This is a genomic window from Paenirhizobium cremeum, assembly GCF_022884085.1.
GTDB classification, from domain to species: domain Bacteria; phylum Pseudomonadota; class Alphaproteobacteria; order Rhizobiales; family Rhizobiaceae; genus Allorhizobium; species Allorhizobium cremeum.
The window spans coordinates 74,501-98,312 of record NZ_JAGGCS010000007.1 but is presented as its reverse complement, the minus strand read 5'-3'; the positions used below and the strand labels follow the sequence as shown (position 1 = coordinate 98,312).

Sequence of the window (23,812 nt, the reverse complement as noted above, 5' to 3'; positions counted from 1 at the left end):
GAAGCGAGCGCTTTGATGAAAGACATACAAGGTTGTCTTCGGGCGCTTTCGGTTCAGGTCGCTGTCCCGCCTCCGGATGCGAAGGCGAAAACCGCATCGTAAACACCGCGCGGCATCTTCAGGAACTTCGAAAATGCCTGCGCGACATCGGTCCTCTCCACGCCCGGAATATATACGCCGTACTCCTGCAGGCGATGGGCATGGTCGCGTGCTCGCGCGATCCGTCCTTCGCCGGCTGTTCCCGGCATGATCGCGATCACCGTCAGTCCCACGGCCGGGGAGGCGTTGCCGGATCGGAAGTCCGGCACGTCAAGCGACCAGGGCCCACCCGTCAGGCCGGCGGAAAGCATCTCCACGAGAAGCGCCACATTGGCGCCCTTGCGGCCGCCGAAGGGCAGCAGCGCGCCTTCAAGCGCCTCTTCCGCGTTGCGGGTCTGCCGGCCGCCGGCATCCACCGCCCAGCCCTCCGGAATGGGCCGTCCCTCGGCCGCCGCTGCGACGATGTTGACGAAGGCCGTCGCGCTTGAAGACTGGTCGATGACCAGCGGCGGCACCCCATCGCCGAGCGGAAAGCCGAAGGCCAGAGGGTTGGTGCTGTAGACGGCCGGGCCTCCGGGCCTGATTACGACCATGGCGTTGGCGTTTGTCGCCGCGAGGCCGACCAGGCCTTCGGCCGCAAGCCGGCGCACGTAATATCCGAGCTCTCCAGTGGTGTAGCTGTTCGTCTGGGTAAGGATGGCAATCCCCAGGTCGCGCGCCGTAGCGACGAAATCGCCGAATGCGAGGTCGAAGCCGAGCTGCGCTATGCCGCCATCGGCATCGGAGGCGAGAAATGCGGGGAAGGGGCGCGTGAGGCCGGGGGCGGGATCGCCGTTGATGCGTCCCTCGCGAAAGCCGTTCAGGTAATCCAGCATATGCGGAAAACCGAGCGTCGCCGGACCGAAGCGCGCCGCCGAAAGCGTGGCGGCGACGAGCGACCGCGCGCTGTCGGGATTTGCGCCGGCGTTCAGGCAGGCGCGCATCGCGAGCGCTTCCGCTTCCGCCTGATCGAGTTCGATTTCGTCGGACATCATGCGCCCTGCATTCTGCGACAGCATGGCGAGAGGCCCCGAGGCTCGACGATCCCGGCGTTCAACACCGCGTTCGCGATGGCTGCGCCGATCAGGCCGATCCTCAAGCCTTTGCCTGTTCCCACCTTGCCTTCACTCCGTTCTGTATCCATGCCGCGCGAAAAAGCGGTCGAGTTCCCGCTGCTGCGGGATCTGGCCGGTATAGATTGCGATGTATTCCGGGATGCGCTTCATGCGCAGCGCAAGATCCTCGCTGGATTGCATCGAGATATATCCGATCTGGACCAGATAGGTCGTGCGTGCGCGAACGTCCGCCGGCCCCTCGGCGTAGCCGAACCGGGAGAACATGCGGCACAGCGCCTCCATTCTCGTCTGGTCGGCCCGCTGCACTTCCGTAAGGATTTCCGGCGATTGCAGGGCCCAGCTGCGGACCGCGAACTCGAACTGGGAATCGAAGAGATCCTTGTTCAGCCAGCAATCGAAGACGTTCAGCATCGCCTCCGCGATGGATTCGGCATAGGCCTCGGTTTGTCTGACCAGATTGCCGGTATTCTTCTCCCTCCAGCGCGAAACGAGCGCGCCCAGAAGCTCCTCCCGATCCTTGAAGAACCAGTAGAAGCTGGTTCGCGAAAGATTGAGCCGCTTGGCCAGCGGCAGGATCTTTACCGAATCCACGCCGGATTCGAGCAGGGTTTCGTAGGCGGCCTCAAGCCATCCTTCGTGCGAGCCTCGCCATCCGCTGTCAGCCGTCGCCTGTTCCATGACCGTCTCCTAACAAATCCCGCTCGCTGTCACAAGCAAAATGTACACATACGTCGATTTGCCAGACGACGGTGTTTTTGATTGTTGACACCTATGTACATTCCCGCTTACCGTCGGAAACAAAGCCCCCCAAAAGACGGAGCCCGTCGCATGTCGAACGATCCCCTGCTTCAGCCCTATCAGCTGAAGCACCTGACCCTGCGCAACCGCATCATCGTCACCTCGCACGAACCCGCCTATCCCGAAGACGGCATGCCGAAGGGCCGCTACCGGGTCTATACGGTGGAGCGGGCGAGGGGCGGGGTGGCCTTGACCATGACCGCCGGTTCCGCCGCCGTCTCGAAGGACAGTCCCCCGGTCTTCAACAATCTGCTTGCCTACAAGGACGAGATCGTTCCCTGGGTTCGGGAAATGACCGATGCGGTGCATGAAGCGGGAGCCGCGATCATGATCCAGCTCACCCATCTCGGCCGCCGTACCCGCTGGGACAAGGGAGACTGGCTGCCCGTGCTTGCCCCCTCCCATCATCGCGAGGCGGCCCACCGGGCATTTCCCAAGAAGCTCGAGGACTGGGATATCGAGCGCATCATCAAGGATTTCGCCGATGCGGCCGAACGCATGAAGGCGGGCGGCATGGACGGCATCGAGCTGGAAGCCTACGGCCATCTCATCGATCAGTTCGTCTCGCCGCTCACCAACGAACTCGACGGTCCCTATGGCGGCTCGCTCGACAACCGCATGCGCTTCTGTTTCGACGTCCTGAAGGCGATCCGCAAGCGGGTCGGCGACGACTTCATCTTAGGCTTGCGCTATACGGCGGACGAATGTCTTCCCGGCGGGACCGGAAAGGCCGAAGGCCTTGAAATCTCCCGCCGCCTCAAGGAAAGCGGCCTGATCGACTACCTGAACATCATTCGCGGCCATATCGATACCGACCCGGGCCTGACCGACGTTATCCCGATCCAGGGCATGGCAAGCGCCCCCCATCTCGATTTTGCCGGCGAAATCCGCGCGGCGACGCATTTCCCGACCTTCCATGCGGCGAAAATTCAGGACGTCGCCACCGCGCGCCATGCGATTGCCGCCGGCAAGGTCGACATGATCGGCATGACCCGCGCCCACATGACCGACCCGCATATCGTGCGCAAGATCCTCGAAAGGCGCGAGGAGGACATCCGTCCCTGCGTCGGCGCGAATTACTGTCTCGACCGCATCTACCAGGGCGGCCTTGCCTTCTGCATCCACAATGCGGCGACGGGCCGCGAGGAGACGATGCCGCACGATATCCCGAAGGCGGCGGTGCGCAAGAAGGTGGTGATCGTCGGCGCCGGCCCGGCCGGCCTCGAGGCGGCGCGCGTTTCGGCCGAGCGCGGCCACGAGGTCGTGGTCTTCGAGGCGGCGAACGATCCCGGCGGACAGATCCGGCTCACCGCCCAGAGCGAGCGCCGGCGGGAAATGATCGGCATCATCGACTGGCGCATGAGCCAGTGCGAGAAGCTCGGCGTCACCTTTCATTTCAACACATGGGCGGAAGCCGGCATGGTTGCGGCGGAAAATCCCGATGTCGTGATTGTCGCGACCGGCGGCCTGCCGCATACCGATGTGCTGACCCATGGCAATGAGCTGGTCGTCTCCTCCTGGGACATCATTTCCGGTGACGTGAAGCCGGGTGCTAACGTGCTCGTTTATGACGACGCCGGCGATCATGCCGGCCTGCAGGCCGCCGAGATCATCGCCAGAGCGGGCGGCAAGGTGGAAATCATGACCCCGGACCGGTCCTTCGCACCGGAGGTGATGGCCATGAACCTCGTCCCCTACATGCGCTCCCTGCAGAAGCTCGATGCGACGTTCACCGTCACCTACCGGCTGGAGGCCGCGGAAAAGAGCGGCAACCAGCTCATCGCCCATGTCGGCAGCGATTACGGCGGGGTCGCGAAGCAGCGCACGGTCGACCAGATCGTCGTCAACCACGGCACTATTCCGCTGGATGACCTTTATTTCGAGCTGAAACCCGGTTCGAGGAACCTTGGCGAAGTCTCGTATGACGAATTGCTGTCCGGGGCGCCACAGACGGTCGAACGCAATCCGGACGGAGCCTACCAGCTCTTCCGCATCGGCGATGCGGTCGCAGCGCGCAACACCCACGCCGCCATCTATGATGCGCTGCGCCTCGCCAAGGATATCTGACGACGGCGCGGGGCATGCGCCGCACGGAGCATCCTCGGTATCGTCCTCCTTCGCCGCGAGAGGAAGGAGGCGTCCCGACCGGCTGCCGGTCCGGGGCGCTTCCGGCGAAGGCCTGTCACCTGCCGCAGCAGGCCGGCTCCGCCTTCTGTTCCGCCAGCCAGCGGTCGCGCGGCTTGCAACTGGATGGGCGGGCGGAAAGCGTGACCTCGAACCGGCCTTCGTTCATTTGCGGCGGCGAGGCGCTGTAAAGCGCCATGGGCCGCATTCCATCGCTGACCTCGAAGGTCAGCCTTGCCGATGGCTGCAGACGAACATGATCGGAAACCTTGCGAATAATGGCGGAAAACTTGCCCGCCGGCATATGGGAGCGGCCATCCTCCTCGATATCCCAGAGCTGGATGAATATTTCCGACCAGCTTTCCGGATTGGCGCCGCAGTCGAGGGCGGAGAAATCGCCTGCCTTGACCTCGGTGACGTGATAACCGGGCTTTACCGGCCGACCCTCGTAGAGAAATATCAGGGATGCCTCGGGTACGTCGGCGAGCGCATCGAGAAGATGGCCGAGCGTTATGTCTGTCAAAGGGGGCTTGTCGATCGTCGTCATGTGCGCTACTCCTCTATTCAATATTTCAAGGATTATTTGAATATGGACGAACGTCAAGCTCTAATATCGTTCGCGGCCCTTTCCCAGGAGACGCGCCTCGCCATCGTCCGCCTTTTGGTCGTGGCCGGACCGGATGGGCTTGCTGCGGGCGTGATTGCGGAGCGCATGGGCGTTTCGGCCTCCAATGTTTCCTTCCATCTGAAGGAGCTGGAGCGGTCCGGCCTTATCTCGCAGAGACGGGAATCGCGCTCTATCGTCTACAGCGCCAGTTATGAGACCCTTGCAGCTCTCCTGACCTTCCTGATGGAGGATTGCTGCTCGGGGCATCCCAGTATCCGCGAGGGAATGAAGCGATCCGATGGCTGCTGCGCGGAGGAAGACGTTTCCGGCGGGGATGACGTCCTTGCCTGAAGCAAAAGTTCCGGTCGGCATCGTATCCGCCCTCGGCCTCACCCAGATCATCGGCTATGGCAGCCTCTATTACAGCTTCAGTATCCTGGCGCCGGAAATGGCCGGCGATCTCGATCTCACGCTCGCGCAGGTCTTCGCCATCTTCTCGGTGTCGCTGTTCGCCGGGGGGCTGTCAGCCCCCTATATCGGCCGGCAGATGGATCGCATCGGGGCCGCAACCGTGATGGCGCTCGGTTCGGCCCTGTCCGCGCTGACCCTCATCCTGTGCGCCTGGTCGTCGTCCGTCGCGACCTTTGCCTGCGCAATCGTCCTTTTGGAAATGGCTTCCGGAATGGTCCAGTACCAGGCCGCCTTCGCGGCTCTGGTGGAAGCCGATCCCCGGTCCGCATCGCGAAGCATCACCTATCTCACGCTTGTCGCCGGTTTTGCCTCGACGATCTTCTGGCCGATCTCGACCGCGCTGATGGGGCATCTTTCCTGGCGCGAGATCTATCTGCTTTATGCCGCGCTGAACCTTGTCGTGTGCATGCCGCTGCATATCTGGATCGTGAGAAAGGGAAAGGCTGCGGCGGCCAACGGATCGGGATTTGTCCGCGAGCATTTGACCGGCACAATTCCCCGTGAACGCCGACGCGGCGCCGTGTTTGTCGTTTCTGCCGCCTTCGCGCTTCTGGGCTTCACCCTGGGAGCGATGCTCGCCCATATGGTGCCGATGCTCTCTGCGCTGGGGCTTGGAAGCGCCGCTGTCTTCATCGGTGCGCTGTTCGGCCCGGCACAGGTGCTGAGCCGATTGGTCAACATGATTTTCGGCACGAGGCTCGCCCCGCCGGGGCTCGCCCTCCTGTCGGCGCTGCTCATGGTGATCGGTGTCGTCGTTCTGGCGCTCTCCGGCGACTGGCTGCCGGGTGCGGTCGCCTTTTCCATATGCCTCGGCCTCGGATCGGGCATCAACAGCATCGCCCAGGGCAGCTTGCCGCTCTATCTGTTCGGCTCGGACGGGTACGGCGCCCTGACCGGCAAGATGGCGGCGGCGCGGCTGGTTTCAGGCGCGGCCGCTCCCTTTGCCTTCGCCGTGGTGATGGAGCGGTACGGCACAGGCGTCTCGCTCATGATGAGCGCCGCTCTCGGCTCCATCGGCATCGCCGCCTATGCCGTTGTCGCCCTGGCGGCGAGACAGAGCCCCGCCGCCCACTCCGACATGCCTGCCGGAGGAGACCTCAAGTCTTGAAATGCAGGCGTTGCTCAGGCGATGCGTTTTCCTTCCCGATCGAGAACCTGCTCGCCGTCTTCCTTGGAGAACGGGCCTTTGAACGTATCGGGCAGGATATCGAGCACCACCTCCGAGGGGCGGGCAAGCCGGGTGCCGAGCGGGGTCACCACGAAGGGCCGGTTGATGAGGATCGGCGTGCCGATCATCGCATCGAGCAACTGGTCGTCGGTCAGGTCGGGATTGTCGAGACCGAGTTCGGCATAGGGTGTGCCCTTTTCCCTGATGGCCTGGCGAACCGTCAGTCCGGCATCCGCGATCATCTTAACGAGCCGCTCGCGCGTCGGCGGTTCCTTCAGATATTCGATGACGGTCGGTTCGATCCCCGCTGCACGGATCAGCGCAAGCGTGTTGCGGGAGGTTCCGCAGGCCGGGTTATGGTAGATCGTGGCATCCATGCTTATTGCCTTTCGGTGACGGTGGAGCGGGAAACGGCGGGCGCTGCCTCATACCAGTCCTTCGAGCGGTTCACGATCCAGACGACCGAAAGCATCACCGGGACCTCGATGAGCACGCCCACCACGGTCGCCAGCGCAGCCCCGGACTGAAAGCCGAACAGGCTGATGGCGGCTGCGACCGCGAGTTCGAAGAAGTTGCTGGCTCCGATGAGGGCCGAGGGGCCGGCCACGCAATGCCGTTCGCCGGCGAGCCGGTTCAGGAAATAGGCGAGCCCCGAGTTCAGGTAAACCTGGATCAGGATCGGAACGGCCAGGAGGGCGATGACGGCCGGTTGGGCGATGATCTCTTCTCCCTGGAAGGCGAAGAGAAGAACCAGCGTCGCAAGCAGAGCCACCAGCGAGATCGGCTGCAGCGTTGCAAGCATGCGGTCCAGCGCCCGTGTCGTTCCGTCGGCCGTGAGCCGGCGCCTGACGATCTGTGCGATGATGACCGGCACGACGATGTAGAGGGCGACCGAGAGGACAAGCGTGTCCCAGGGAACGGTGATTGCGGAGAGACCGAGCAGAAGGCCGACGATAGGGGCGAAGGCGACGACCATGATCGTATCGTTCAGCGCGACCTGGGACAGCGTGAACAGCGGCTCGCCGCGCGTCAGATTGCTCCAGACGAACACCATGGCCGTGCAGGGGGCCGCTGCAAGGATGATAAGCCCGGCGATGTAGGAGTCGATCTGGTCCGCGGGAAGGTAGGGGCGGAACAGCCATCCGACGAAGAGCCAGCCCAGCACCGCCATGGAAAACGGCTTGACGGCCCAGTTGATGAACAGGGTCACGCCGATGCCGCGCCAGAATGTGGAAACCTTGGCGAGCGACCGGAAATCGATCTTCAGCAGCATCGGAATAATCATCAGCCAGATCAGGATGGCGACCGGAATGTTCACCTTGGCGATCTCGGCCGCGCCGATATACCGGAAGACCCCCGGCATGAGATGTCCGAGAGCAACGCCGACGATGATGCAGAGGAAGACCCAGAGGGTGAGATAACGTTCGAACCTGGACATTAGGCGGACTTTCCGGCGGGGGTGGTCGAACCTTCCATCGTGCCGATCTGCCGCAGCCGTGTCTCGAGCGCCAGCCGGTCGATGGAGGAGAGCGGCAGGCTGATGAAGGCGGTGATCCGGTTCTTGAGGAAGCGTGCCGCCTGTGCGAAGGCACGCTGGATCTCGACTTCGGACCCGACGGCGGCGGCAGGGTCCTCGACGCCCCAGTGCGCGGTCATCGGATGGCCGATCCACACCGGGCAGGCCTCTCCGGCGGCGCTGTCGCAGACGGTGAAGATGAAATCCATCTCCGGGGCGCCGGGTTGGGCGAACACATCCCAGCTCTTCGAGGAGAAGCCGGTCGAGGGATAGCCCAGCGCCTCGAGCTCCCTGAGGGCGTGCGGATTGACTTCGCCCTTCGGATGGCTGCCGGCCGAATATGCATTGAAACGCCCGCCGCCTTCCCTTTTCAGGATGGACTCGGCGAGAATCGAGCGGGCGGAATTGCCCGTGCACAGGAAGAGCACGTTATAGGTCTTGTCGGTCATGGTCGTGATCCGTGGCTGTATGGGATTGTCTGGCGAGTTTCATGATGGTCGCCGAGGATGGGCAGATGGAAGAAAGCTGGCGGGTCGCCAGCACGGCGCCCGGCACGCTTTGCCGTTGAACTTCCACAAAGCCGAGCCCGGCGAAAAACGGCGCCGCGTGTGTCGTTGCGAGAAAGACGTCGCCGTCGTCCTCGATGTTTGCAAGGGTCGCTTTCACAAGGGCGCGTCCGAGACCGCCGCGCCTGCGATCCGCAGGCACCACGACCGATCGGAGAAGATAGTCGGAGCCGCAGCGTTCGAGGCCGGAAAAGCCGGCGATTTGGTCGTCCTCCCCGACCACGGCCCTGAAGAACGCCCGTCCGTCGTCTTCAATGTCATCGGTCGGCAGATCCGCAGCCGTCAGGGCCTGCCTGAGGCGGGCATCGCTGCCCGTGATCTGTTCCAGGCGAACGGCGCTCATGACGGTGTCGTCTCCGGGCTGCAGCAGGGCGTGAGCTCCGCGATGAGCGGAGCGCAAAGCTCGGTCGAGCCGCCGCAGCAATCCTTGAGGAGGAAGAGCGTCAGTTCCCGCAGCCCATCGAGATCGGCCCTGTAGATGATCGATCGGCTCTGCCGCTCGCTCTTGACCAGTCCCGCACGCGCAAGCGTCGCAAGATGGGCCGACATCGTGTTCTGGGGCACGGCGATCAGCCGGGCAAGCTCGCCGGCCGGAATGCCGTCGGGCTCGTGCCGCACAAGCAGCCGGAACGTTTCGAGGCGGGTGGTTTGGGCCAGGGCGCCAAGCGCCGCTATCGCTAGGTTATTTTCCATATATCCAGATTAATGGATATATTGTGGTTGTCAAGCCACGGAAATGGCCATGCAAGACGGATGCGATGGTGTGGCAGCCGGCGAGAGGTCACCCGGCTGCGGCTTCGATGCGGCGATAGACTTCCTGGATCACGGCCGCGGGGGTCATGCCGCCGGCATAGGCGGCTGCAAAACCGGGGAGGGTGAAAGGCAGGGCAGGTTCTGCATGACGTCATTCCGCATTATCGAGAATTTGCACGGGCTTCGTCCACTGGATCAGGACGATGCAGCCCTCTTCGGAAGACACCGAATGGATGCTGCCCTGCGGATTGGCGACGAAGGAGCCCGGCCCGTAATGGCCGAACTCGTCGCTTTGCGAGCCGTGGAGGACGAGGATCGTCTCGAGCCCCGCGTGAAGATGCCGGGGTACGCTCGCGCCCGGCGCATAGCGCAGCAGCGCCACCTCCGGTTCGCCCGTGACGAGCCGGCAGATATCGACGCCGTCCCGGAAGAATTCGAAATCGCAATGACGCCAGCCGCCTTGCAGGAGATCGGTCAGCGTGAAGGCCTCAGTCATTGAGTGCCTCCGCGATCTGGTCGACGCTTGCGGCCCAGCCGACGATGGCGCCCTGGGCGGTAATCATGTCGATGGCCGCCTGCTTGAAGGCGGGGAAGTAGCTCTCCGTCGCATCGACGGCCAGCAGGCATTCGTAGCCCCGGTCGTTGGCCTCGCGCATGGTGGTCTGGACGCAGACCTCGGTGGTCACCCCGGCGAATACGAGCTGGCGGATGTCCTTCTCCTGCAATATCTCGCCGAGCCCGGTAGCATAAAAGGCGCCTTTGCCGGGCTTGTCGATGACGATTTCGCCCGGGATGGGATAGAGTTGCGGCACGATGTCCGCGCCGTCCTCGCCTGCGATCAGGATGCGGCCTATCGGGCCGGCATCGCCGATCCTGAGCGTTGGACTGCCCCGTTCGCGCTTGGCCGGCGGGCAGTCGGAGAGGTCGGGCGCATGGCATTCGCGCGTATGGATCACTGTCAGGCCCGCCCTGCGGAAGCTGCCGATCAGCCGGGCGGTGGCCGGCACGATCGCCTGCAGCCGCGATACGTCGTTGCCGAGCGTCTCGCCGAAACCGCCGGGCTCGATGAAATCGCGCTGCATGTCGATGACGATCAGCGCCGTTCGCGCGGGATCGAGGGTGAAGTCGAAGGGGCGGGCCTTGATCGTCGCCATCAGTGATGTCCTGCCATGTGCTTGCCGATTTCGCCGATATTGGCGGCAGAGGCCGGCGTTTCATAGACGATGCCGCCCTCCGACATGACCAGAATGCGGTCTGAAAGTTCGAGGATCTCGTCGAGGTCCTCGCTGATGAGCAGGACCGCCGCGCCCTCGTTGCGCGCCTTGACGATGCGGGCGCGGATCTCGGCCACCGCCGAAAAATCGAGCCCGAAGCACGGATTGGCGATGATGAGCAGGTCGACCTCGCCGTTCAGTTCGCGGGAGAGCACGGCGCGCTGCACATTGCCGCCGGAGAGCGAGGCGATGGGGGCGGAAAGCCCGGCGGTCTTCACCTTGTATTCGCTGACGCGTGCGGCGGCCTCGGCTTTCATCCGGCGGCCTTCCAGCCAGAAACGCGGCCTGCCCTCGGCGAAATCGAAATCGCGGAAGAAGATGTTTTCGGCCACCGTCATCTTCGGCGCGCAGGCATTGCGCAGGGGCTCTTCCGGCAGGTAGCGGATGTTGAACCTGCGCGCCTCGCCGCGGGTGGCGCGGAACGGCATGTCCTTCACCCGTATCTCCCCTTCTTTCAGCGGTCTCTGTCCCGCCAGCATTTCCATCAGCTCCATCTGGCCGTTGCCGGATATGCCGGCAATGCCGACGATCTCGCCGGATTTCACCTTGAGATCGGCAATCTCGATGGTCTTCAGGCCGGAGCGGTCCGGGGCCCTCGCGCCTGAGACCGAAAGCACGGTTCCGCCGTTCACGGCGAGGCGCGCGGCGGGGCGAACCAGTTCCTTCTCGCCGATCATCATCGCCGCCATGTCGGCAGTCGAAAGCTCCGAGACCTTGCCGCCTCCGACATGTTCGCCGCGCCGGAGCACGGAAACCTCGTCGGCGAAGGCGGTAACCTCGCGGAACTTGTGGGAGATCATCAGGCAGGTGAGCTGTTTCGATGTGGTGAGCCCCCGCACCATGCCCAGCAGTTCGTCCGCCTCCGCCGGCGTCAGCACGGAGGTCGGCTCGTCCAGGATGAGGAAACGGCGACCGAGATAGAGCTGCTTGAGGAGTTCGAGCTTCTGTTTCTCGCCGGCGGCAAGCCGCCCGACCGGTATGTCGAGCGGCACGGAGAAGGGCATGCGCGCCATGAAATCGGCAAGCCCCTTGCGCTCCCTCGCCCAGTCGATACGGGCCGGCACGTCGGCGCGGCTGATGACAAGGTTTTCCGCGGCCGTCAGCGACGGCACCAGCGTGAAGTGCTGGTAGACCATGCCAAGGCCGAGATCGTGGGCGGCGCGGGGATCGGCCACTTCGATTTCGCGACCCTCCACCATCATCTGCCCCGCCGTGGGGCGATAAAAACCCATCATGCATTTGACGAGGGTGGATTTGCCGGCCCCGTTTTCGCCGAGCAGCACGTGAAACGATCCGGCGGCAACGGTAATCGAGACGTTGTCGAGCGCGGTGAAGGAGCCGAAGCGCATGGTCATGCCGAGCGTTGCGACCGCGATCGCCCGGTCCGGGACCTTGTATTCCTCCGGGGGGACCTTCATGGCAGGGCCTCCACGAACTTGCCGCTGTCCGACACCGAGCCGAACACGCCGCCCTGCATCTTCACCATCTTGATTGCCGCGGCGTGATTGCCCGGATCGGTTGCCGCGCAGCAGTCTTCGAGCAGCAGGCATTCGAAGCCGCGATCGTTTGCCTCGCGCATGGTCGTGTGGACGCAGACATCGGTGGTGATGCCGGACAGCACGATATTGTCGATGCCGCGCGTTCTCAGCAGAAGTTCGAGATCGGTGGCGCAGAAGGAGCCCTTCCCGGGCTTGTCGATGATCGGTTCGCCTTCGAGTGGCTTCAGTTCGTCGATGATTTCCCATCCCGGCTCGCCGCGCACCAGGATGCGGCCGCACGGGCCGGGGTCGCCGATCCCCGCGCCGATCTGGCGCGAGCGCCAGCGCTTGTTGGGCGGCAGGTCGGAGAGATCGGGCCGGTGTCCCTCGCGGGTGTGGATGATGTGGTAGCCCTTTTCGCGCATGGCCGAGAGCACCTTGCGGATCGGTTCGATCGGTGCGCGGGTGAGCGCAATGTCATAACCCATCTTGTCGACATAGCCTCCGACACCGCAGAAGTCCGTCTGCATGTCGATGATGATGAGGGCGGTGTTTTCCGGCCTCAGATCGCCGTTATAGGGCCAGAGATAGGGGTCTGCCTGAATGGTGGTCATCTCGTTTTCCTGGCAATCCGTTGTTACTTGACGATGGAGAGTTCGCCGGGGGCGGACGGCATGGCCCGCGTGGTCGAACTGGTGGCGATGAGAAGGGCAAGCGTCAGCACATAGGGCGCGGCGTAGAAGAGGTAGTAGCCGCTGGTCACGCCGACGGATTGCAGCGCCGGCCCAAGCGCGCCGGCACCGCCGAACAGGAGCGAGGCGTAGAGGCAGTTCACCGGGTTCCAGCGGGCGAAGATGACGAGCGCCACCGCCATGAGGCCCTGGCCTGAGGAAATGCCCTCGTTCCAGCTTCCGGGATAATAAAGGGAGAGATAGGCGCCGCCGATGCCGGCAAGGGCGCCGCCTGCCGCGGTGGACCACAGCCGCACCCGGTTGACGTCGATGCCAAGCGCACGGGCGGCGTCCGCGCTGTCGCCGGCCACGCGGATGGTCAGCCCGATGCGGGTGTTCTTCAGCATCCAGGAGGCGGCGAAAGCAAGGACGATGCCCGCGAGAAAGAGGACGTTGACGTTCAGCGCCGCCTGGACCTGGGGAACCTGCGACCAGAAACCGAGCGGTATCGCCGGCAGGTCGGGTGCGACGGGCTGCACATAGGGCTTGCCGAAGAAGAAGGCGAGGCCGGAGCCGAAGATCATCAGGGCGATGCCGATCGCGATGTCGTTCACCTTCGGCAGCTTGCAGACATAGCCGTGGACGAGGCCGAAGACGAGACCGGCGAGGGCGGCGGCCAGCGTGCCGAGCCATGCCGAATTGCTGTGATAGGCAACCGCATAGCCGCTCATGGCGCCGAAAACGAGGGTGCCTTCCAGCCCGAGATTGATCCGGCCCGATCGTTCCGTCAGGCATTCGCCGATGGAGACGAAGATGAACGGGGTGGAGACGCGGATCGCGCCGCCGAGAATGGCAAGGGGCACGCCCCAGAGACCGATATCTTCCATTTAACCCTTGCTCCCCCTGATGAGCCGCTTGCAGCTGAAACGATCCTGGAAGGTTTCCGAAACGAGGATGGCGATGAAGACCATGCCTTCGAAGACGAGCACGGTGGCGTCCGGCAGGGCGAGGCGGCGCTGCACCAGCCCGCTCGACGCCTCGAAGCCGGCAAAGAGAACGGCCGCCGGAATGATCGCAAGCGCGTTATGGCGGGCAAGGAAGGCGATCAGGATGCCGGTATAGCCGTAGCCCGCCGCAAGCGATGCATTCGCCGATCCGTGAACCGCCGCCACTTCGAACATGCCGGCGAGCCCGGCGAATGCGCCGCCGAGAGCGGTGAAGCCGATCATCAGCAGCCCGGCGGGCAGGCCCTGGATTTGCGCGGCGCGGACATTGCCGCCGACGATGCGGGCCGCGAAGCCGAAGGTGGTCTTTTCGATCAACACCCAGCTTGCGACACATGCGACGAGCCCGACGGCAAGTCCCCAGTGGACGCCGATGCCGGGGATCTCGCCGATGCGCCAGAGATCCGGAAGCGGCGCGGTCGACGGTTTGTTGAGGCTTGCCGGATCGCGCAGCACGCCCTCTACCAGATGGTTCATCAGCGCGATGGCGATATAGGCGAGCAGCAGGCTGGCGATGGTCTCGTTGACGCCGCGATAGTGGCGGAGCGCACCGATCCCGCCGATCCAGGCCGCGCCGATCAGCGCGCCGGCGGCCGCCATGAGAGCGATGCCCGCGGCGCCCGGCAGGCCGGGCAGGAGGGTTGCGACCGCGCCGGCGGCGACGCCGCCGAGCACGATCGCTCCTTCGCCGCCGATGATGACGAGGCCGAGCCGCGCCGGCAATGCGACGCAAAGGGCCGCCAGCAGCAGCGGCGCGGCGCGGGAAAGCGTATTCGTCCAGGAAAAGGCGGTCCCGAATCCCGCCTTGTAGACGAGAAGATAGAACTCGACCGGCGACTTGCCGAGGAAGACGAGAAAGATCGCAAAGGCGATCATGCCCGCCAAGAGGGCCGCCAGCGGCAGGATCACCGCGTCGATTCGGCGGATCGCGGCTTCCGAAAGGAAACCGGACCGCCAGGCGGCGCCCGCCGCCAGATCAGCCTGAATGCTCATGGCCTGTCTCCCCTGTCCGTTCGAAGCTTTGCGCAGCGAAGCCGGCGCACCGGCCGCCCCATCCTGTCGCGCACCTGTCAGGAGGTGGAGCCGACGACGCCCTCGACGAGGTAGCCCATGCTTTCCAGCGCCACATCGGTTTCGGCGAAGGACTGGTCGGCGGCGGCGACGACATTGCCCTTGTTGTCCTTGAGAGGTCCCTTGATGACGGCGAAGCCGCCCTTGAGGATTTCGGCCTGCGTCGCCTCGAACTGCTTGCGGGCCTCTTCCGAGACGGCGGGGCCGAGCGGGCTCATCTTGACGAAGCCCTCCGCCAGGCCGCCGCGCACGAAGTTGGCGATCTCGCCGCCGGCAAGCGTGGTCTTGACCATGTCGGTATAGACCTTGCCCCAGTTCCATTCGGCCCCGGTCAGGTATTTTTCCGGTGCGAGCGAACTCTGGTTGGCGTGATAGCCGCAGAGGAACATACCGCGTCCGGCGCCCGTCTCCATCACCACCTTCGGTCCGTCCACATGGCAGGTGATGACATCGACGCCCTGGTCGGCGAGCGCATTGGTGGCTTCCGCCTCCTTGACGGCCAGAGACCATTCGCCGGTGAAGATCACATGGCAGGTGATCGAGGGATCGACGGCGCGTGCGCCGAGCAGGAAGGAGTTGATGTTCAGCAGGACCTGCGGAATGGGCTTGGCGGCGACGAACCCGATCTTCTTCGATTTGGTGGCATGGCCCGCGGCGATGCCGTTCAGATATTGCCCCATACCGATATAGCCGAAGTAGGAGCCCACGTTCTTGGGCTTGTCCGGGGTCCAGAGGCCGCCGCAATGCTCGAAGCGCACATCCGGGTTTTTCGGCGCAAGCGCAAGAATATGCGGGTCGAAATAGCCGAAGGATGTCGGGAAGATGAGCTTTGCGCCGTCGAAGCCGATCATGCTTTCCATGGTCTTCTGGACGTCGACCGTTTCCGGCACCTGCTCTTCCTCGACGACCGTGACGCCCTCGATCTGCTTGACGACGGCGGCGCCCTCGGCATGGGCCTGGTTGTAGCCGTAGTCGTCCTTCGGACCGACGTAGATGAAACCGACGGTAAGTCCCGCCGCACGGGCCGCGCCGGCCGGCACGAGGCCGGAGAGCGCCGCTGCGCCGGCAAAGCCGGCTGTATTTCTGAGGAACTGGCGACGACTGGGCATCAGGATGTTCGACATGGAAAAAGCTCCCCGCTCTTGGTGAATTCCCGGTGAAAGAATGAAGGCGATCGGCGCATCGGCGGCGCCCTTGGCCGGTCGCGCCTGAATTCCGCGGACCAGTAATCCAGATGGAAGCGCTTCTGTCTTGTGCTATGTTTTCGCCGGTCCGCTGCAAAAATTGCAGCAGCCGGAAGGAGGCGAAAAATGCGCTATCTCTCTTCGATCCGCTATATCGACGCGGTGGTGAAGGCAGGTTCGATCCGGGCGGCGGCTGAAACGCTGGCGATCACGTCCACGGCGCTCAACCGGCGGATACTTTCGATGGAGGAGGAGCTTGGCGCGCCAATCTTCGAGCGTCTGCCGCATGGCGTCCGCCTGTCGGCGGCGGGCGAGATCTACATCCATCACATCCGCAACCAGCTTTCGGACATGGAGCGGGTGAAGTCGCAGATCGCCGATCTTTCCGGCGTGCGGCGCGGCCATGTGTCGATCGCCTGTTCGCAGGCGCTTCTGCCCTATTTCCTGCCCACACAGATCGCGCTTTACCGAAGGGAGCATCCGAACGTCACCTTCGCCGTTCATCTGCGCGACCGCGAGGCGGCCGAGCGCGCGCTGGTCGACCACAGCGCCGATCTTGCCATCGTCTTCGAGCCGGTCCGGCTTACCGACTTCATGACGTTGATGCGGGTGCGCCAGCCGGTTCACGTGGTCATGGCGCCCGATCATCCGCTCGCCGACCGCGAAACCGTGCGGCTGGCCGATTGTCTGGCCTTTCCGATCTCCCTGCCGACCACGCCCTACGGTGTGCGCCATCTGATCGACATCGCGGTCAGAACGGCGTCGCTCCGCATCGAGCCGGTCATCCAGTCGGACAATTTCGAGTTCCTGCGCAATCACGCCGTCGCCGAAAACATCCTGTCCTTCCAGATCCCGATCGGCTTTGCCGACCAGACCTCGACCGGCAGCATGACGTCCCGGCCGCTCGACAGCCGCGATGTGCCGGCGGGCATTCTCTATCTCGGACAGTTGAAGGGGCGGACGCTGCCGGTCGCCGCCGCGCGCTTTGCGGCCCAGTTGACGAGCGCGCTCGCGGCACAGTTCGAACTGTCCTGAGGAGGCTTTTTCCGGCGGATCGGCGGCGCGTCACCGCTGCCGCCCGCAAGCAGAAAATTTCCCGTTCAGAGTTCCCCGGAGACTTCCCGCCTGTTGCGGTCCAGTTCCTCGCTGTAGCGGCGCAGCGTATGGCTTTCCGTCAGCAGGCCGATCACCTTCTGGCCGATGAGGTCCTCGACGACGGCGAGCGCTTCGCTTTCCGTCTGGTCGAAAAAGCCCACCGCCTGCCTGGCATTCATGGTCGGCAGGAGGACGTCGTTCTTGTGGGCTGCGAAACTTCTGACCGGGGCCGCCGAATTCTGTCCCTCGACGAGATTGCCGTGAACCTCCGGCACGAGGACGATACCGGCATATTTGCCGTTTTCCTCGACGAGGATGACACGCTGGGTGGACCCGACGGGAAACTGCTTCCTGAATTCCTGGACGGGCATGTCGGCTGGCACGGTCCTGACATCGGCGCGCATCAGCTTTTCGACCGTCAGGTTGCGGATCCAGCCGACATCGTGCGCGCTGCGGATCGTCTCGCCGCGAAGATGGAAACGCCAGGTCGCGAACGAATAGCCGAACAGCGTGCGGACGATAAAGGACGACGTGATGACCGAGGCGAGCACCAGCGCCGTCATCGGAAAATCGCCGGTGATTTCGAGGGCGAGAAAAGTCATGGTCAACGGCCCGCCGATGACCGCGACGGCGAGCGAGCTCATGCCGACGACCGCGTAACTCGAAGGCGCCAGCGTGGCATGCCCGAGATAAGGTGCGCCGAAAGCGAAGAGCTTGCCGAGCAGTGCCCCCATCAGCAGCGACGCGAAGAACAGACCGCCGCGGAAGCCGGAGCCGATGGAGATCGTCGAAGCCGCCGCCTTGAGCAGAAACAGGCCGAGCAGACCGATGACCGTGACATCGGTCTCCAGGTTGACATGCAGCGCGCCGTGCCCGCCGGACAGAACCTGCGGGCTGACGATGGCCAGCAGGCCGACGATGACGCCGCCGAGCGCCGGACGCATGAAATCGGGTATCGGGCTCTTGCGGGCGGTTTCCTCGACGAAGGCGACGCTCTGCATGAGCAGGATGCCGACGACGCCGCAGAGGGCGCCGAGCAGCATCGCGGGGACGTAGTCGGCCGGCAATACGGTGCCGACGCTTCCAACGTCGATGCCGGCATCGCTGGTGGCAAGCAGGCGGGCCACCAGATTTGCGCTGAGCGCCGATACCACGACCGGTGTCAGCGAGACGATCGTATAGGCCCCGATGATAAGTTCGAAAGCATAGAAGGCGCCGGTCAGCGGGGCGTTGAAGGCGGCGGCAATGGCGCCGGCGGCGCCGCAGCCGACGAGGATGCGCATGTCGGAACGGCGCAGCTTCAGCTTGCTGCCGAATTTCGAAGCGATGCCCGATGCCACCTGGGTATAGCCGGCTTCCAGCCCGACGGATGCGCCGAAGCCGTTGGAAATGATATTCTGTCCGGCGACGATCAGGCTGTCCGTCAGCGACAGCCGGCCGCCGTGGAGCGCATTGGCCTCGATGGGGTCGACCAGCGGCCGTTTTCGCCACCTCGCCAGCGCGAAGATAAGCATGCCGAGCAGGATTCCCCCGGCGACAGGAGAGGCAAGCAGCAGGATTTTCTCATCGACCGCCGCCCCGCTCAGCCGCTCGCCCGGCTCCAGCCGGAAGATCCGGGCATGCATGGTCTTCGTGATGAACGTCATGACCGAGACGGCAAGGCCTGCCGCCACGCCGACCAGCGCGCCCGCAAGCACGAGGCCGAACTCGCTGCGGCGCGGAAGCGTGCGCATCAGTTCCAGGCTGAGAAACCGGTAGAGCACGGAGGGGCTCAACCTGCGCAAACGCATGATGGGGCCGGGAAAGCGGAGGTTGCTCTGGGTCATTTCAATTCCGGCTGAACAGACGATTTCAGGACGCGGGCAGGAGCGTACTCTCGTAAGGGCATTTAATCCCGCGCCACCGCCGGTCAAGACTTTTTATCGCCGATGCCGATCCGGGCCTGACGCGGGGCGTAGCCGGGCGTCATCGAGCCGGCCTGCATGGCGCACCGTTGTCCCGTTCAAGCGCTCCGGCGGCGGCGGGAATGCGGAGTTGAAAGGCCTGTTTCGAAGAGCCCCCCTGGATTTCCGTATCATTGTCGCAGGATCGCGTACGAGCCTCATCGGATCGCGTTGAGGAAAGTTTCGCCGCCCGCAGAAAGGCAAAGGCCGCCGGGTTTCCCCGGCGGCCCTCGTCCTGAGCGAATGGTGCTTACCAGGTGTAGCTGAGATTTGCCTTCACTGCCCTGCGGTTTCCAAACAGCACGGTGTCGGAATAGAAACCGGGCGTGAAATACTTCTCGTCCGTCAGGTTGGTGCCGGAGAGGGTGAGCTTCAATCCGTCGAGATCCGGCGTGCGCGCCCCGAAATCATATGTGAGCGCGGCGTCGAGCAGCGTGTATCCCGCCACCTTGACCTGCGAGCCGGTGGAGGTGTCCATCACCGCCATGGAACTGCCGACATAACGAAGGCCGCCGCCGATGGTGAGACCCGCGAAGGCTTCCTGCTGGAAGGCGTAATCGAGCCAGAGCGATGCCTGGTGGTATGGAACCGCTGCCATGCGCGTGCCGACCTTGCTGATGCCGGTGCTGTCGGGATTGTCCTCGGTCACCCGCGCGTCGGTGTAGGAATAGGCGGCCGTCAGGGCCCAGGCGTCGGATAGCTCCGCTTTTGCCTCCACTTCGAAGCCGCGCGAGCGAACCTCGCCCTCCTGGACCTGGTAGCCGGGATTGAGCGGGTCCGCGGTGGTGACGTTCTGCTGGGTGATCTGGAAGACCGAGGCGGTAATCATGCCGTTCCAGTCGAGCGGCTGGTACTTGACGCCCGCCTCCCACTGCTCGCCCGTCGTCGGCTTGAAGGCCCGGCCCTGGAAATCCGTGCCGGTCTCCGGCTGGAAGGACGTGGAATAGCTGACATAGGGGGCGATGCCGTTGTCGAAGAGATATCCGATGCCGATCCTGCCGGTGAAGGCGTGATCCCGGACGTCGTCGCTGCTGTCGGCCAGATGGTTCTCCACGCGCGTCCCGACCCAGTCGTAACGTCCGGCGAGCGAGACGATCCAGTTGTCGATCTTGATCTGGTCCTGGGCATAGAGGCCAAGCTGCGACTGGCTGAGGGTTTCATCCGCCCATGGATCGCCGAAGGTCAGTCCCGAGGCGTCGTAGACCGGATCGAAGATGTCGACCGTCACGTAGCTGGTCGAATTCGTTCGCCGCTCGTGGCCCTTGTAGTAGCCGTAGTCGAGACCGAAGAGCAGGTTGTGCTCGGTCGGGCCGAGATCGACGGTGCCGCCGATATTGTTGTCGACGAGGAAGCTGTCCGTGGTCTTCGGGCGCTTCTGCGCGCCGATGCGGGCGTAGTGATCGTCGTAAAGCGCCGTCGGCCAATCCCAGATCCAGCCCGAGGTGTAGTCCACCTCGGCATGGCTGTAGCGAAGGTTCTGGTTGAAGGTCCAGCCACCGTCGAATTCGTGCTTCAATTCGTAGCCGACGGAAGTGTTGACGGTGTTCCACTCCGTCACGCCGGGAATGCCGAGATAAAGGCTGGAGGGGATGCGCGGCCCGTTGTCGAAGATGGTGTTGTCCATCGGCAGGCTCTGTTCGGCGCCGCCCTTTTCTACCCGGTGATGGCTGGCAAGAAGCGTGAAGGATGTTCCCTCATCCGGCTTCCAGGTGAAGGCGGGGGCGATATAAAGCGCGTCGTCAGGCGAATGGTCGATCTGCGTGCCGCTGTCGCGAAGAAGGGCGGTGAAACGGTAGAGGAATGCATCGTCCCCGGATACGGGCCCGCCGAAATCGGCCGCGACCTGCTTGCGCCCGAAGCTGCCGTATTCCACCTGCACCTCGCGGTAGGGAGCCTCGGTCGGCCGCTTGGAGGTGGCGTTGATGAGGCCGCCCGGGGTTGACTGGCCGAAGAGCACCGAGGATGGCCCCTTGAGCACGTCGAGCCGTTCGAGGCCGTACATTTCGATGTCGTTGTCATAGGCGTTGAACCCGCCGCGAATGCCGTCGCGGTAATTGGCGTACTGCCCGATCGCCCGGAAGCCGCGCATGTAGAGGTCCGGCATGCCCTGGCCGCCCGGATAGTCGATCGCGCGCAGGCCCGGCGTATAGGCGACGGCGGCGTTGAAATCGGCGACCCCGCGCGCATCCATCTCCTTGCGGGTCACGACATTGACGGTCTGCGGCACTTCCAGGATCGGCGTGTCGGTCTTGGTGGCGATACGGCTGCCCTTGGCGACGATGCCGTTCGCCTGGCTTGCCGTGCCGCTCACGACGATCGGAGCAAGCTCCGTGGAGCGGTCGCCGCCAATGCCGCCGGTCTGCGAGGGGCCGATCAGCGTCACGGTCTTCTCGCCGCTGAAGCGCCAGGAAAGCCCGCTGCCGCTCAGAAGCCTCGTCAGTGCGGCAGCGGCGGAAAGCGTGCCGGTCACGCCCGGCGAACGGATACGGGCCGGGACGGCGCCGTTGAAGACGATATCTATGCCGGTTGTGGAGGAAAAGCGCACCAGAGCATCGGGAAGCGGCTGGGCGGCTATGGAAAAGGCGTAGGATTGCCCGGCAACCTGCGCTGCCGCGGGCGGTGCGGCGGCCTGCGCGAGCGTCCAGGCGGCGCCTGCCGCCAGCACCACGCGCATCACCGCGAACCCCTTGCCCCGTCTCGATATCTTCCGATGAAATGAACGCACCACGAACCCCCTTGGATCATCATGAAACCGGCCGTCGCTACGGCCTCGAAAGACATGACGAACGGGCTTTCTGAAAACCTGAGTTATTTTACAGGTTTTTTAGCGGGTATAGACGAGGGCGAGCCATGGCGAGACGGTGACGATACGGACCGGCAGGCCGAGCTGCAGCGTGTCGAGGATGCGATCGGAACGTTTGACGTCAACGATCAGCGTCACAGGACGGTCGGCCAGCTCCGGGTCCATCAGGACGATCTTGCCGCGGCGCCAGCGTTCGATATCGGCGATCACCTTGCCGAACGGCGCGGAAAGGAAGACGAGCTTGCCGCTGCGCCAGGCGAGGCGGGTCTCGATGTCCGTCTCCACCGGGTCGGAAAGCCGGCCCTTTCGATAGGAGAGGCTCTGGCCCTCGTTCAGGATCTCGCGCCGGCCGGCGGCTGTCACCTCGACGGCATGCTGGGTAACGAAGACCGACGTTCCCTCCGGCTCAATGGCGACGGAATATTGCGTGCCGAGCGCAGTGGCCCTGAGATCGTCGGTCTCGACCGCGAAGGGCCGCGACGGATCGGCGACCACGGACACGAAGATCTCGCCCCGCATCAGCCGCACGCGGCGAGCCTTTTCGCTGAAATCGATGGAGAAGGCCGTTTGCGGGGAAAGTTCGATCCGCGTGCCATCGGGCAGCGTCACCGTTTTCGTCTCCCCGGTACCGGTCGAATAGTCGCCGAAGGAGCGAAGAAGCGTCAGTCCGGCGAAACCGGCTCCGCCGGCGACGATGACGAGCCCGCCGCCCTTCAGCATGGTTCGCCGGGATAGCGACGATGCGCGTCCGCTTTCCCCGACAAGCCCCGCTCCGCTCCAGAGCCGTTCGAATTCGGCATAGGCCCGCGCATGGCGCTCGTCCTCCAGCAGCCAGGCGCGGAACTGCTGGTGTGCTGCCGGGTTCGGCTCGTCGAGAAGCCGCGCGAACCATTCCGCCGCGGCTCTCGATATGTCCGTTTCGTCTGTACTGGATCTCCGGGGAGTTTTTTTCATTCTGCACTCGTCACGACGATGCTCGCTCCTTCACTTCCAAGGACGTCGCAGGCGGGCGAAAATCTGGGTCAAGGCCGCATCATTTCCGTTTTCAGGCGCTCCAGCGCCGTGACCATGTGGCTGAACACCGTCTTGGGCGAGATGTTGAGGCGAATGCCGATCTCGGCATAGGTCAGCCCGTCCAGCCGGGATAGCAGGAAGACCTCCCGGCATTTCGGCGGCAGCGCGTCGATGGCCTTCTGCAGGCGGCGAAGCTCGTCGCGGCCCATGACGACGTCTTCCGCCGAAGGCGCCGGATCGGCGATGCGTTCCAGCCCGTCGACGCCGAGGATGAAAGGCGCGATCCGGCGTCGCCGTTCGTAGTCGGCGGCGAGATTGCGCCCCGTCGCCACCAGATAGCCGGCGAGATCAGCGACATCGGTGAGGAGGCTGCGGCGCTCCCAAAGCTTGAGGAAGGTGTCCTGGGTCAGGTCGGCCGTCGTCGCGCGGCAGCCGACGCGGCGGTAGATCGTGGCCATCATCCGTTCCCTCACCGAAAGAAAGGCATGAAGCAGGGGAGGATGACGATTTTCGCTCATGCCGCTCGGCATATTCTCATCACGGTTCAGGGGGCAGACGAAATGCCCATAAATATGACTGTAAAAATCATCTTATGCGACGGATCGCCGCTTTGCAACGCCGGCCCACTCACCATCCCGCAAGGGATACGCTTTCCGGAGGTCCTGCATGGTCTGCCGAAGCGTAAGCGGCGGGACGTCACGAAAAGGAAGAGGCCGAGGCAAAGTCCCGGCTCATTCCGCAGGCTTTTCGCTGTCAGGGCTGCTCCTGGGGCAAATGCCCACGGTGTCGCCCTCAAGGCATACGAAGGCGATGCCGCCATTCTCGAATGCCAGGCGCAACTGGGCTTCCGTCGCGCGGTGAACGCTGTGGCGCTCCCCTTCGTAATCGCGGATCGTGCCCCTGGAGACCCCCGAACGATTGGCCAGTTCGCTCTGGGTCCAGTCCAGGAAACCCCGCGCCGCGCGACAGAGGGCAGGGCTCAAAAACTTCTGCCGGTCTGCTTGACCCACCATGCGATCCTGACCATAATGACCAATATAGATCATATATGACATTTTTCTCCGCATTGCTAGTGGTCCAGGCGGCGCCCTGTTCCCGGCATCGCGGAGAGGGAACAA

Annotated in this window: 24 protein-coding genes; 4 read left to right on the top strand and 20 right to left on the bottom strand. The window is 64.0% G+C overall.

Translation table 11 applies throughout. The features are described from left to right. Positions 1 to 53 precede the first annotated feature (53 nt). Positions 54 to 1,070, bottom strand: coding sequence for an Ldh family oxidoreductase (locus tag J5N58_RS14295; RefSeq protein ID WP_244711450.1), 1,017 nt, complete (start codon positions 1,068 to 1,070; stop codon positions 54 to 56). A gap of 132 nt (positions 1,071 to 1,202) precedes the next feature. Continuing rightward, positions 1,203 to 1,832 (bottom strand): TetR/AcrR family transcriptional regulator, encoded by a 630-nt coding sequence (locus J5N58_RS14290; protein ID WP_113438345.1) that lies wholly within the window; start codon positions 1,830 to 1,832, stop codon positions 1,203 to 1,205. A 150-nt stretch (positions 1,833 to 1,982) separates the two neighbouring features. Between J5N58_RS14290 and J5N58_RS14285 the strand changes: the two genes are divergently transcribed. Then, complete coding sequence (locus J5N58_RS14285) at positions 1,983 to 4,019, top strand: NADH:flavin oxidoreductase (protein WP_113438346.1); 2,037 nt, start codon at positions 1,983 to 1,985, stop codon at positions 4,017 to 4,019. A 115-nt stretch (positions 4,020 to 4,134) separates the two neighbouring features. Here J5N58_RS14285 and J5N58_RS14280 read toward each other — a convergent pair whose 3' ends face one another. Continuing rightward, positions 4,135 to 4,623 carry a DUF6428 family protein gene (locus tag J5N58_RS14280; protein WP_112827105.1) on the bottom strand — a complete coding sequence of 163 codons (489 nt, stop codon included), beginning with the start codon at positions 4,621 to 4,623 and terminating at the stop codon, positions 4,135 to 4,137. A gap of 42 nt (positions 4,624 to 4,665) precedes the next feature. Here J5N58_RS14280 and J5N58_RS14275 point away from each other — a divergent pair, with 42 nt between their 5' ends. Both J5N58_RS14275 and arsK read left to right on the top strand, forming a co-directional pair. After that, entirely contained in the window at positions 4,666 to 5,034 is a 369-nt protein-coding gene (locus tag J5N58_RS14275) for an ArsR/SmtB family transcription factor (protein WP_112827106.1), read from the top strand. Beyond that, on the top strand, positions 5,018 to 6,262 hold the full coding sequence (arsK, locus tag J5N58_RS14270; protein WP_244711324.1) for an arsenite efflux MFS transporter ArsK: 1,245 nt from the start codon (positions 5,018 to 5,020) through the stop codon (positions 6,260 to 6,262). The genes J5N58_RS14275 and arsK overlap by 17 nt, the downstream gene beginning before the upstream one ends. 14 nt (positions 6,263 to 6,276) lie before the next feature. Here arsK and arsC read toward each other — a convergent pair whose 3' ends face one another. The 12 genes from arsC to J5N58_RS14210 all read right to left on the bottom strand — a co-directional run bounded on the left by arsC (position 6,277) and on the right by J5N58_RS14210 (position 15,779). Then, a complete protein-coding gene (arsC, locus tag J5N58_RS14265) occupies positions 6,277 to 6,699 on the bottom strand; it encodes an arsenate reductase (glutaredoxin) (RefSeq protein WP_112827108.1) in 423 nt (140 codons plus the stop codon). Positions 6,700 to 6,701: 2 nt separating this feature from the next. Further along, complete coding sequence (gene arsB, locus J5N58_RS14260; protein WP_112827109.1) at positions 6,702 to 7,760, bottom strand: ACR3 family arsenite efflux transporter; 1,059 nt, start codon at positions 7,758 to 7,760, stop codon at positions 6,702 to 6,704. Further along, positions 7,760 to 8,287, bottom strand: a complete 528-nt coding sequence (locus J5N58_RS14255) for an arsenate reductase ArsC (RefSeq protein ID WP_244711321.1) — start codon at positions 8,285 to 8,287, stop codon at positions 7,760 to 7,762. Before J5N58_RS14255 ends, arsB begins: the two co-directional genes overlap by 1 nt. Then, entirely contained in the window at positions 8,268 to 8,747 is a 480-nt protein-coding gene (gene arsN2, locus J5N58_RS14250; RefSeq protein WP_244711319.1) for an arsenic resistance N-acetyltransferase ArsN2, read from the bottom strand. The genes J5N58_RS14255 and arsN2 overlap by 20 nt, the downstream gene beginning before the upstream one ends. Further along, complete coding sequence (locus J5N58_RS14245; RefSeq protein ID WP_244711317.1) at positions 8,744 to 9,097, bottom strand: ArsR/SmtB family transcription factor; 354 nt, start codon at positions 9,095 to 9,097, stop codon at positions 8,744 to 8,746. The genes arsN2 and J5N58_RS14245 overlap by 4 nt, the downstream gene beginning before the upstream one ends. A gap of 211 nt (positions 9,098 to 9,308) precedes the next feature. Continuing rightward, a complete protein-coding gene (locus tag J5N58_RS14240) occupies positions 9,309 to 9,653 on the bottom strand; it encodes a cupin domain-containing protein (RefSeq protein WP_113339887.1) in 345 nt (114 codons plus the stop codon). Further along, complete coding sequence (locus tag J5N58_RS14235; protein ID WP_244711315.1) at positions 9,646 to 10,311, bottom strand: cysteine hydrolase family protein; 666 nt, start codon at positions 10,309 to 10,311, stop codon at positions 9,646 to 9,648. Before J5N58_RS14235 ends, J5N58_RS14240 begins: the two co-directional genes overlap by 8 nt. Further along, entirely contained in the window at positions 10,311 to 11,849 is a 1,539-nt protein-coding gene (locus J5N58_RS14230) for an ABC transporter ATP-binding protein (protein WP_112827114.1), read from the bottom strand. Before J5N58_RS14230 ends, J5N58_RS14235 begins: the two co-directional genes overlap by 1 nt. Continuing rightward, the gene (biuH, locus tag J5N58_RS14225) at positions 11,846 to 12,523 is read right to left on the bottom strand and encodes a biuret amidohydrolase (RefSeq protein ID WP_113339890.1); all 678 of its coding nucleotides are present in this window, start codon (positions 12,521 to 12,523) and stop codon (positions 11,846 to 11,848) included. Before biuH ends, J5N58_RS14230 begins: the two co-directional genes overlap by 4 nt. A gap of 23 nt (positions 12,524 to 12,546) precedes the next feature. Continuing rightward, complete coding sequence (locus tag J5N58_RS14220; RefSeq protein WP_112827116.1) at positions 12,547 to 13,467, bottom strand: ABC transporter permease; 921 nt, start codon at positions 13,465 to 13,467, stop codon at positions 12,547 to 12,549. Next, positions 13,468 to 14,577: an ABC transporter permease gene (locus J5N58_RS14215; protein WP_244711313.1), complete on the bottom strand. Its 1,110-nt coding sequence runs from the start codon at positions 14,575 to 14,577 to the stop codon at positions 13,468 to 13,470. A gap of 77 nt (positions 14,578 to 14,654) precedes the next feature. Continuing rightward, positions 14,655 to 15,779: a BMP family ABC transporter substrate-binding protein gene (locus J5N58_RS14210; protein ID WP_113339893.1), complete on the bottom strand. Its 1,125-nt coding sequence runs from the start codon at positions 15,777 to 15,779 to the stop codon at positions 14,655 to 14,657. A gap of 186 nt (positions 15,780 to 15,965) precedes the next feature. Here J5N58_RS14210 and J5N58_RS14205 point away from each other — a divergent pair, with 186 nt between their 5' ends. Continuing rightward, positions 15,966 to 16,874 carry a LysR family transcriptional regulator gene (locus J5N58_RS14205; protein WP_112827119.1) on the top strand — a complete coding sequence of 303 codons (909 nt, stop codon included), beginning with the start codon at positions 15,966 to 15,968 and terminating at the stop codon, positions 16,872 to 16,874. A 65-nt stretch (positions 16,875 to 16,939) separates the two neighbouring features. Here J5N58_RS14205 and J5N58_RS14200 read toward each other — a convergent pair whose 3' ends face one another. The 5 genes from J5N58_RS14200 to J5N58_RS14180 all read right to left on the bottom strand — a co-directional run bounded on the left by J5N58_RS14200 (position 16,940) and on the right by J5N58_RS14180 (position 23,749). Then, positions 16,940 to 18,724 carry a chloride channel protein gene (locus tag J5N58_RS14200; protein WP_112827153.1) on the bottom strand — a complete coding sequence of 595 codons (1,785 nt, stop codon included), beginning with the start codon at positions 18,722 to 18,724 and terminating at the stop codon, positions 16,940 to 16,942. A gap of 403 nt (positions 18,725 to 19,127) precedes the next feature. Continuing rightward, positions 19,128 to 21,602, bottom strand: coding sequence for a TonB-dependent siderophore receptor (locus tag J5N58_RS14195; protein ID WP_244711311.1), 2,475 nt, complete (start codon positions 21,600 to 21,602; stop codon positions 19,128 to 19,130). Positions 21,603 to 21,701: 99 nt separating this feature from the next. Further along, a complete protein-coding gene (locus tag J5N58_RS14190; protein WP_244711309.1) occupies positions 21,702 to 22,634 on the bottom strand; it encodes a FecR family protein in 933 nt (310 codons plus the stop codon). 68 nt (positions 22,635 to 22,702) lie between these two features. Continuing rightward, positions 22,703 to 23,212, bottom strand: coding sequence for an RNA polymerase sigma factor (locus tag J5N58_RS14185; RefSeq protein ID WP_244711307.1), 510 nt, complete (start codon positions 23,210 to 23,212; stop codon positions 22,703 to 22,705). A gap of 213 nt (positions 23,213 to 23,425) precedes the next feature. After that, positions 23,426 to 23,749, bottom strand: coding sequence for a helix-turn-helix domain-containing protein (locus tag J5N58_RS14180; protein WP_244711305.1), 324 nt, complete (start codon positions 23,747 to 23,749; stop codon positions 23,426 to 23,428). Between the last annotated feature and the right edge of the window lie 63 nt (positions 23,750 to 23,812).

Coding starts and splice junctions, on each gene's coding strand:
- J5N58_RS14295 (WP_244711450.1), bottom strand. CDS start 1,070: ATGTCCGACGAAATCGAACTCGATCAGGCGGAAGCGGAAGCGCTCGCG.
- J5N58_RS14290 (WP_113438345.1), bottom strand. CDS start 1,832: ATGGAACAGGCGACGGCTGACAGCGGATGGCGAGGCTCGCACGAAGGA.
- J5N58_RS14285 (WP_113438346.1), top strand. CDS start 1,983: ATGTCGAACGATCCCCTGCTTCAGCCCTATCAGCTGAAGCACCTGACC.
- J5N58_RS14280 (WP_112827105.1), bottom strand. CDS start 4,623: ATGACGACGATCGACAAGCCCCCTTTGACAGACATAACGCTCGGCCAT.
- J5N58_RS14275 (WP_112827106.1), top strand. CDS start 4,666: ATGGACGAACGTCAAGCTCTAATATCGTTCGCGGCCCTTTCCCAGGAG.
- arsK (WP_244711324.1), top strand. CDS start 5,018: ATGACGTCCTTGCCTGAAGCAAAAGTTCCGGTCGGCATCGTATCCGCC.
- arsC (WP_112827108.1), bottom strand. CDS start 6,699: ATGGATGCCACGATCTACCATAACCCGGCCTGCGGAACCTCCCGCAAC.
- arsB (WP_112827109.1), bottom strand. CDS start 7,760: ATGTCCAGGTTCGAACGTTATCTCACCCTCTGGGTCTTCCTCTGCATC.
- J5N58_RS14255 (WP_244711321.1), bottom strand. CDS start 8,287: ATGACCGACAAGACCTATAACGTGCTCTTCCTGTGCACGGGCAATTCC.
- arsN2 (WP_244711319.1), bottom strand. CDS start 8,747: ATGAGCGCCGTTCGCCTGGAACAGATCACGGGCAGCGATGCCCGCCTC.
- J5N58_RS14245 (WP_244711317.1), bottom strand. CDS start 9,097: ATGGAAAATAACCTAGCGATAGCGGCGCTTGGCGCCCTGGCCCAAACC.
- J5N58_RS14240 (WP_113339887.1), bottom strand. CDS start 9,653: ATGACTGAGGCCTTCACGCTGACCGATCTCCTGCAAGGCGGCTGGCGT.
- J5N58_RS14235 (WP_244711315.1), bottom strand. CDS start 10,311: ATGGCGACGATCAAGGCCCGCCCCTTCGACTTCACCCTCGATCCCGCG.
- J5N58_RS14230 (WP_112827114.1), bottom strand. CDS start 11,849: ATGAAGGTCCCCCCGGAGGAATACAAGGTCCCGGACCGGGCGATCGCG.
- biuH (WP_113339890.1), bottom strand. CDS start 12,523: ATGACCACCATTCAGGCAGACCCCTATCTCTGGCCCTATAACGGCGAT.
- J5N58_RS14220 (WP_112827116.1), bottom strand. CDS start 13,467: ATGGAAGATATCGGTCTCTGGGGCGTGCCCCTTGCCATTCTCGGCGGC.
- J5N58_RS14215 (WP_244711313.1), bottom strand. CDS start 14,577: ATGAGCATTCAGGCTGATCTGGCGGCGGGCGCCGCCTGGCGGTCCGGT.
- J5N58_RS14210 (WP_113339893.1), bottom strand. CDS start 15,779: ATGTCGAACATCCTGATGCCCAGTCGTCGCCAGTTCCTCAGAAATACA.
- J5N58_RS14205 (WP_112827119.1), top strand. CDS start 15,966: ATGCGCTATCTCTCTTCGATCCGCTATATCGACGCGGTGGTGAAGGCA.
- J5N58_RS14200 (WP_112827153.1), bottom strand. CDS start 18,724: ATGCGTTTGCGCAGGTTGAGCCCCTCCGTGCTCTACCGGTTTCTCAGC.
- J5N58_RS14190 (WP_244711309.1), bottom strand. CDS start 22,634: ATGAAAAAAACTCCCCGGAGATCCAGTACAGACGAAACGGACATATCG.
- J5N58_RS14185 (WP_244711307.1), bottom strand. CDS start 23,212: ATGAGCGAAAATCGTCATCCTCCCCTGCTTCATGCCTTTCTTTCGGTG.
- J5N58_RS14180 (WP_244711305.1), bottom strand. CDS start 23,749: ATGTCATATATGATCTATATTGGTCATTATGGTCAGGATCGCATGGTG.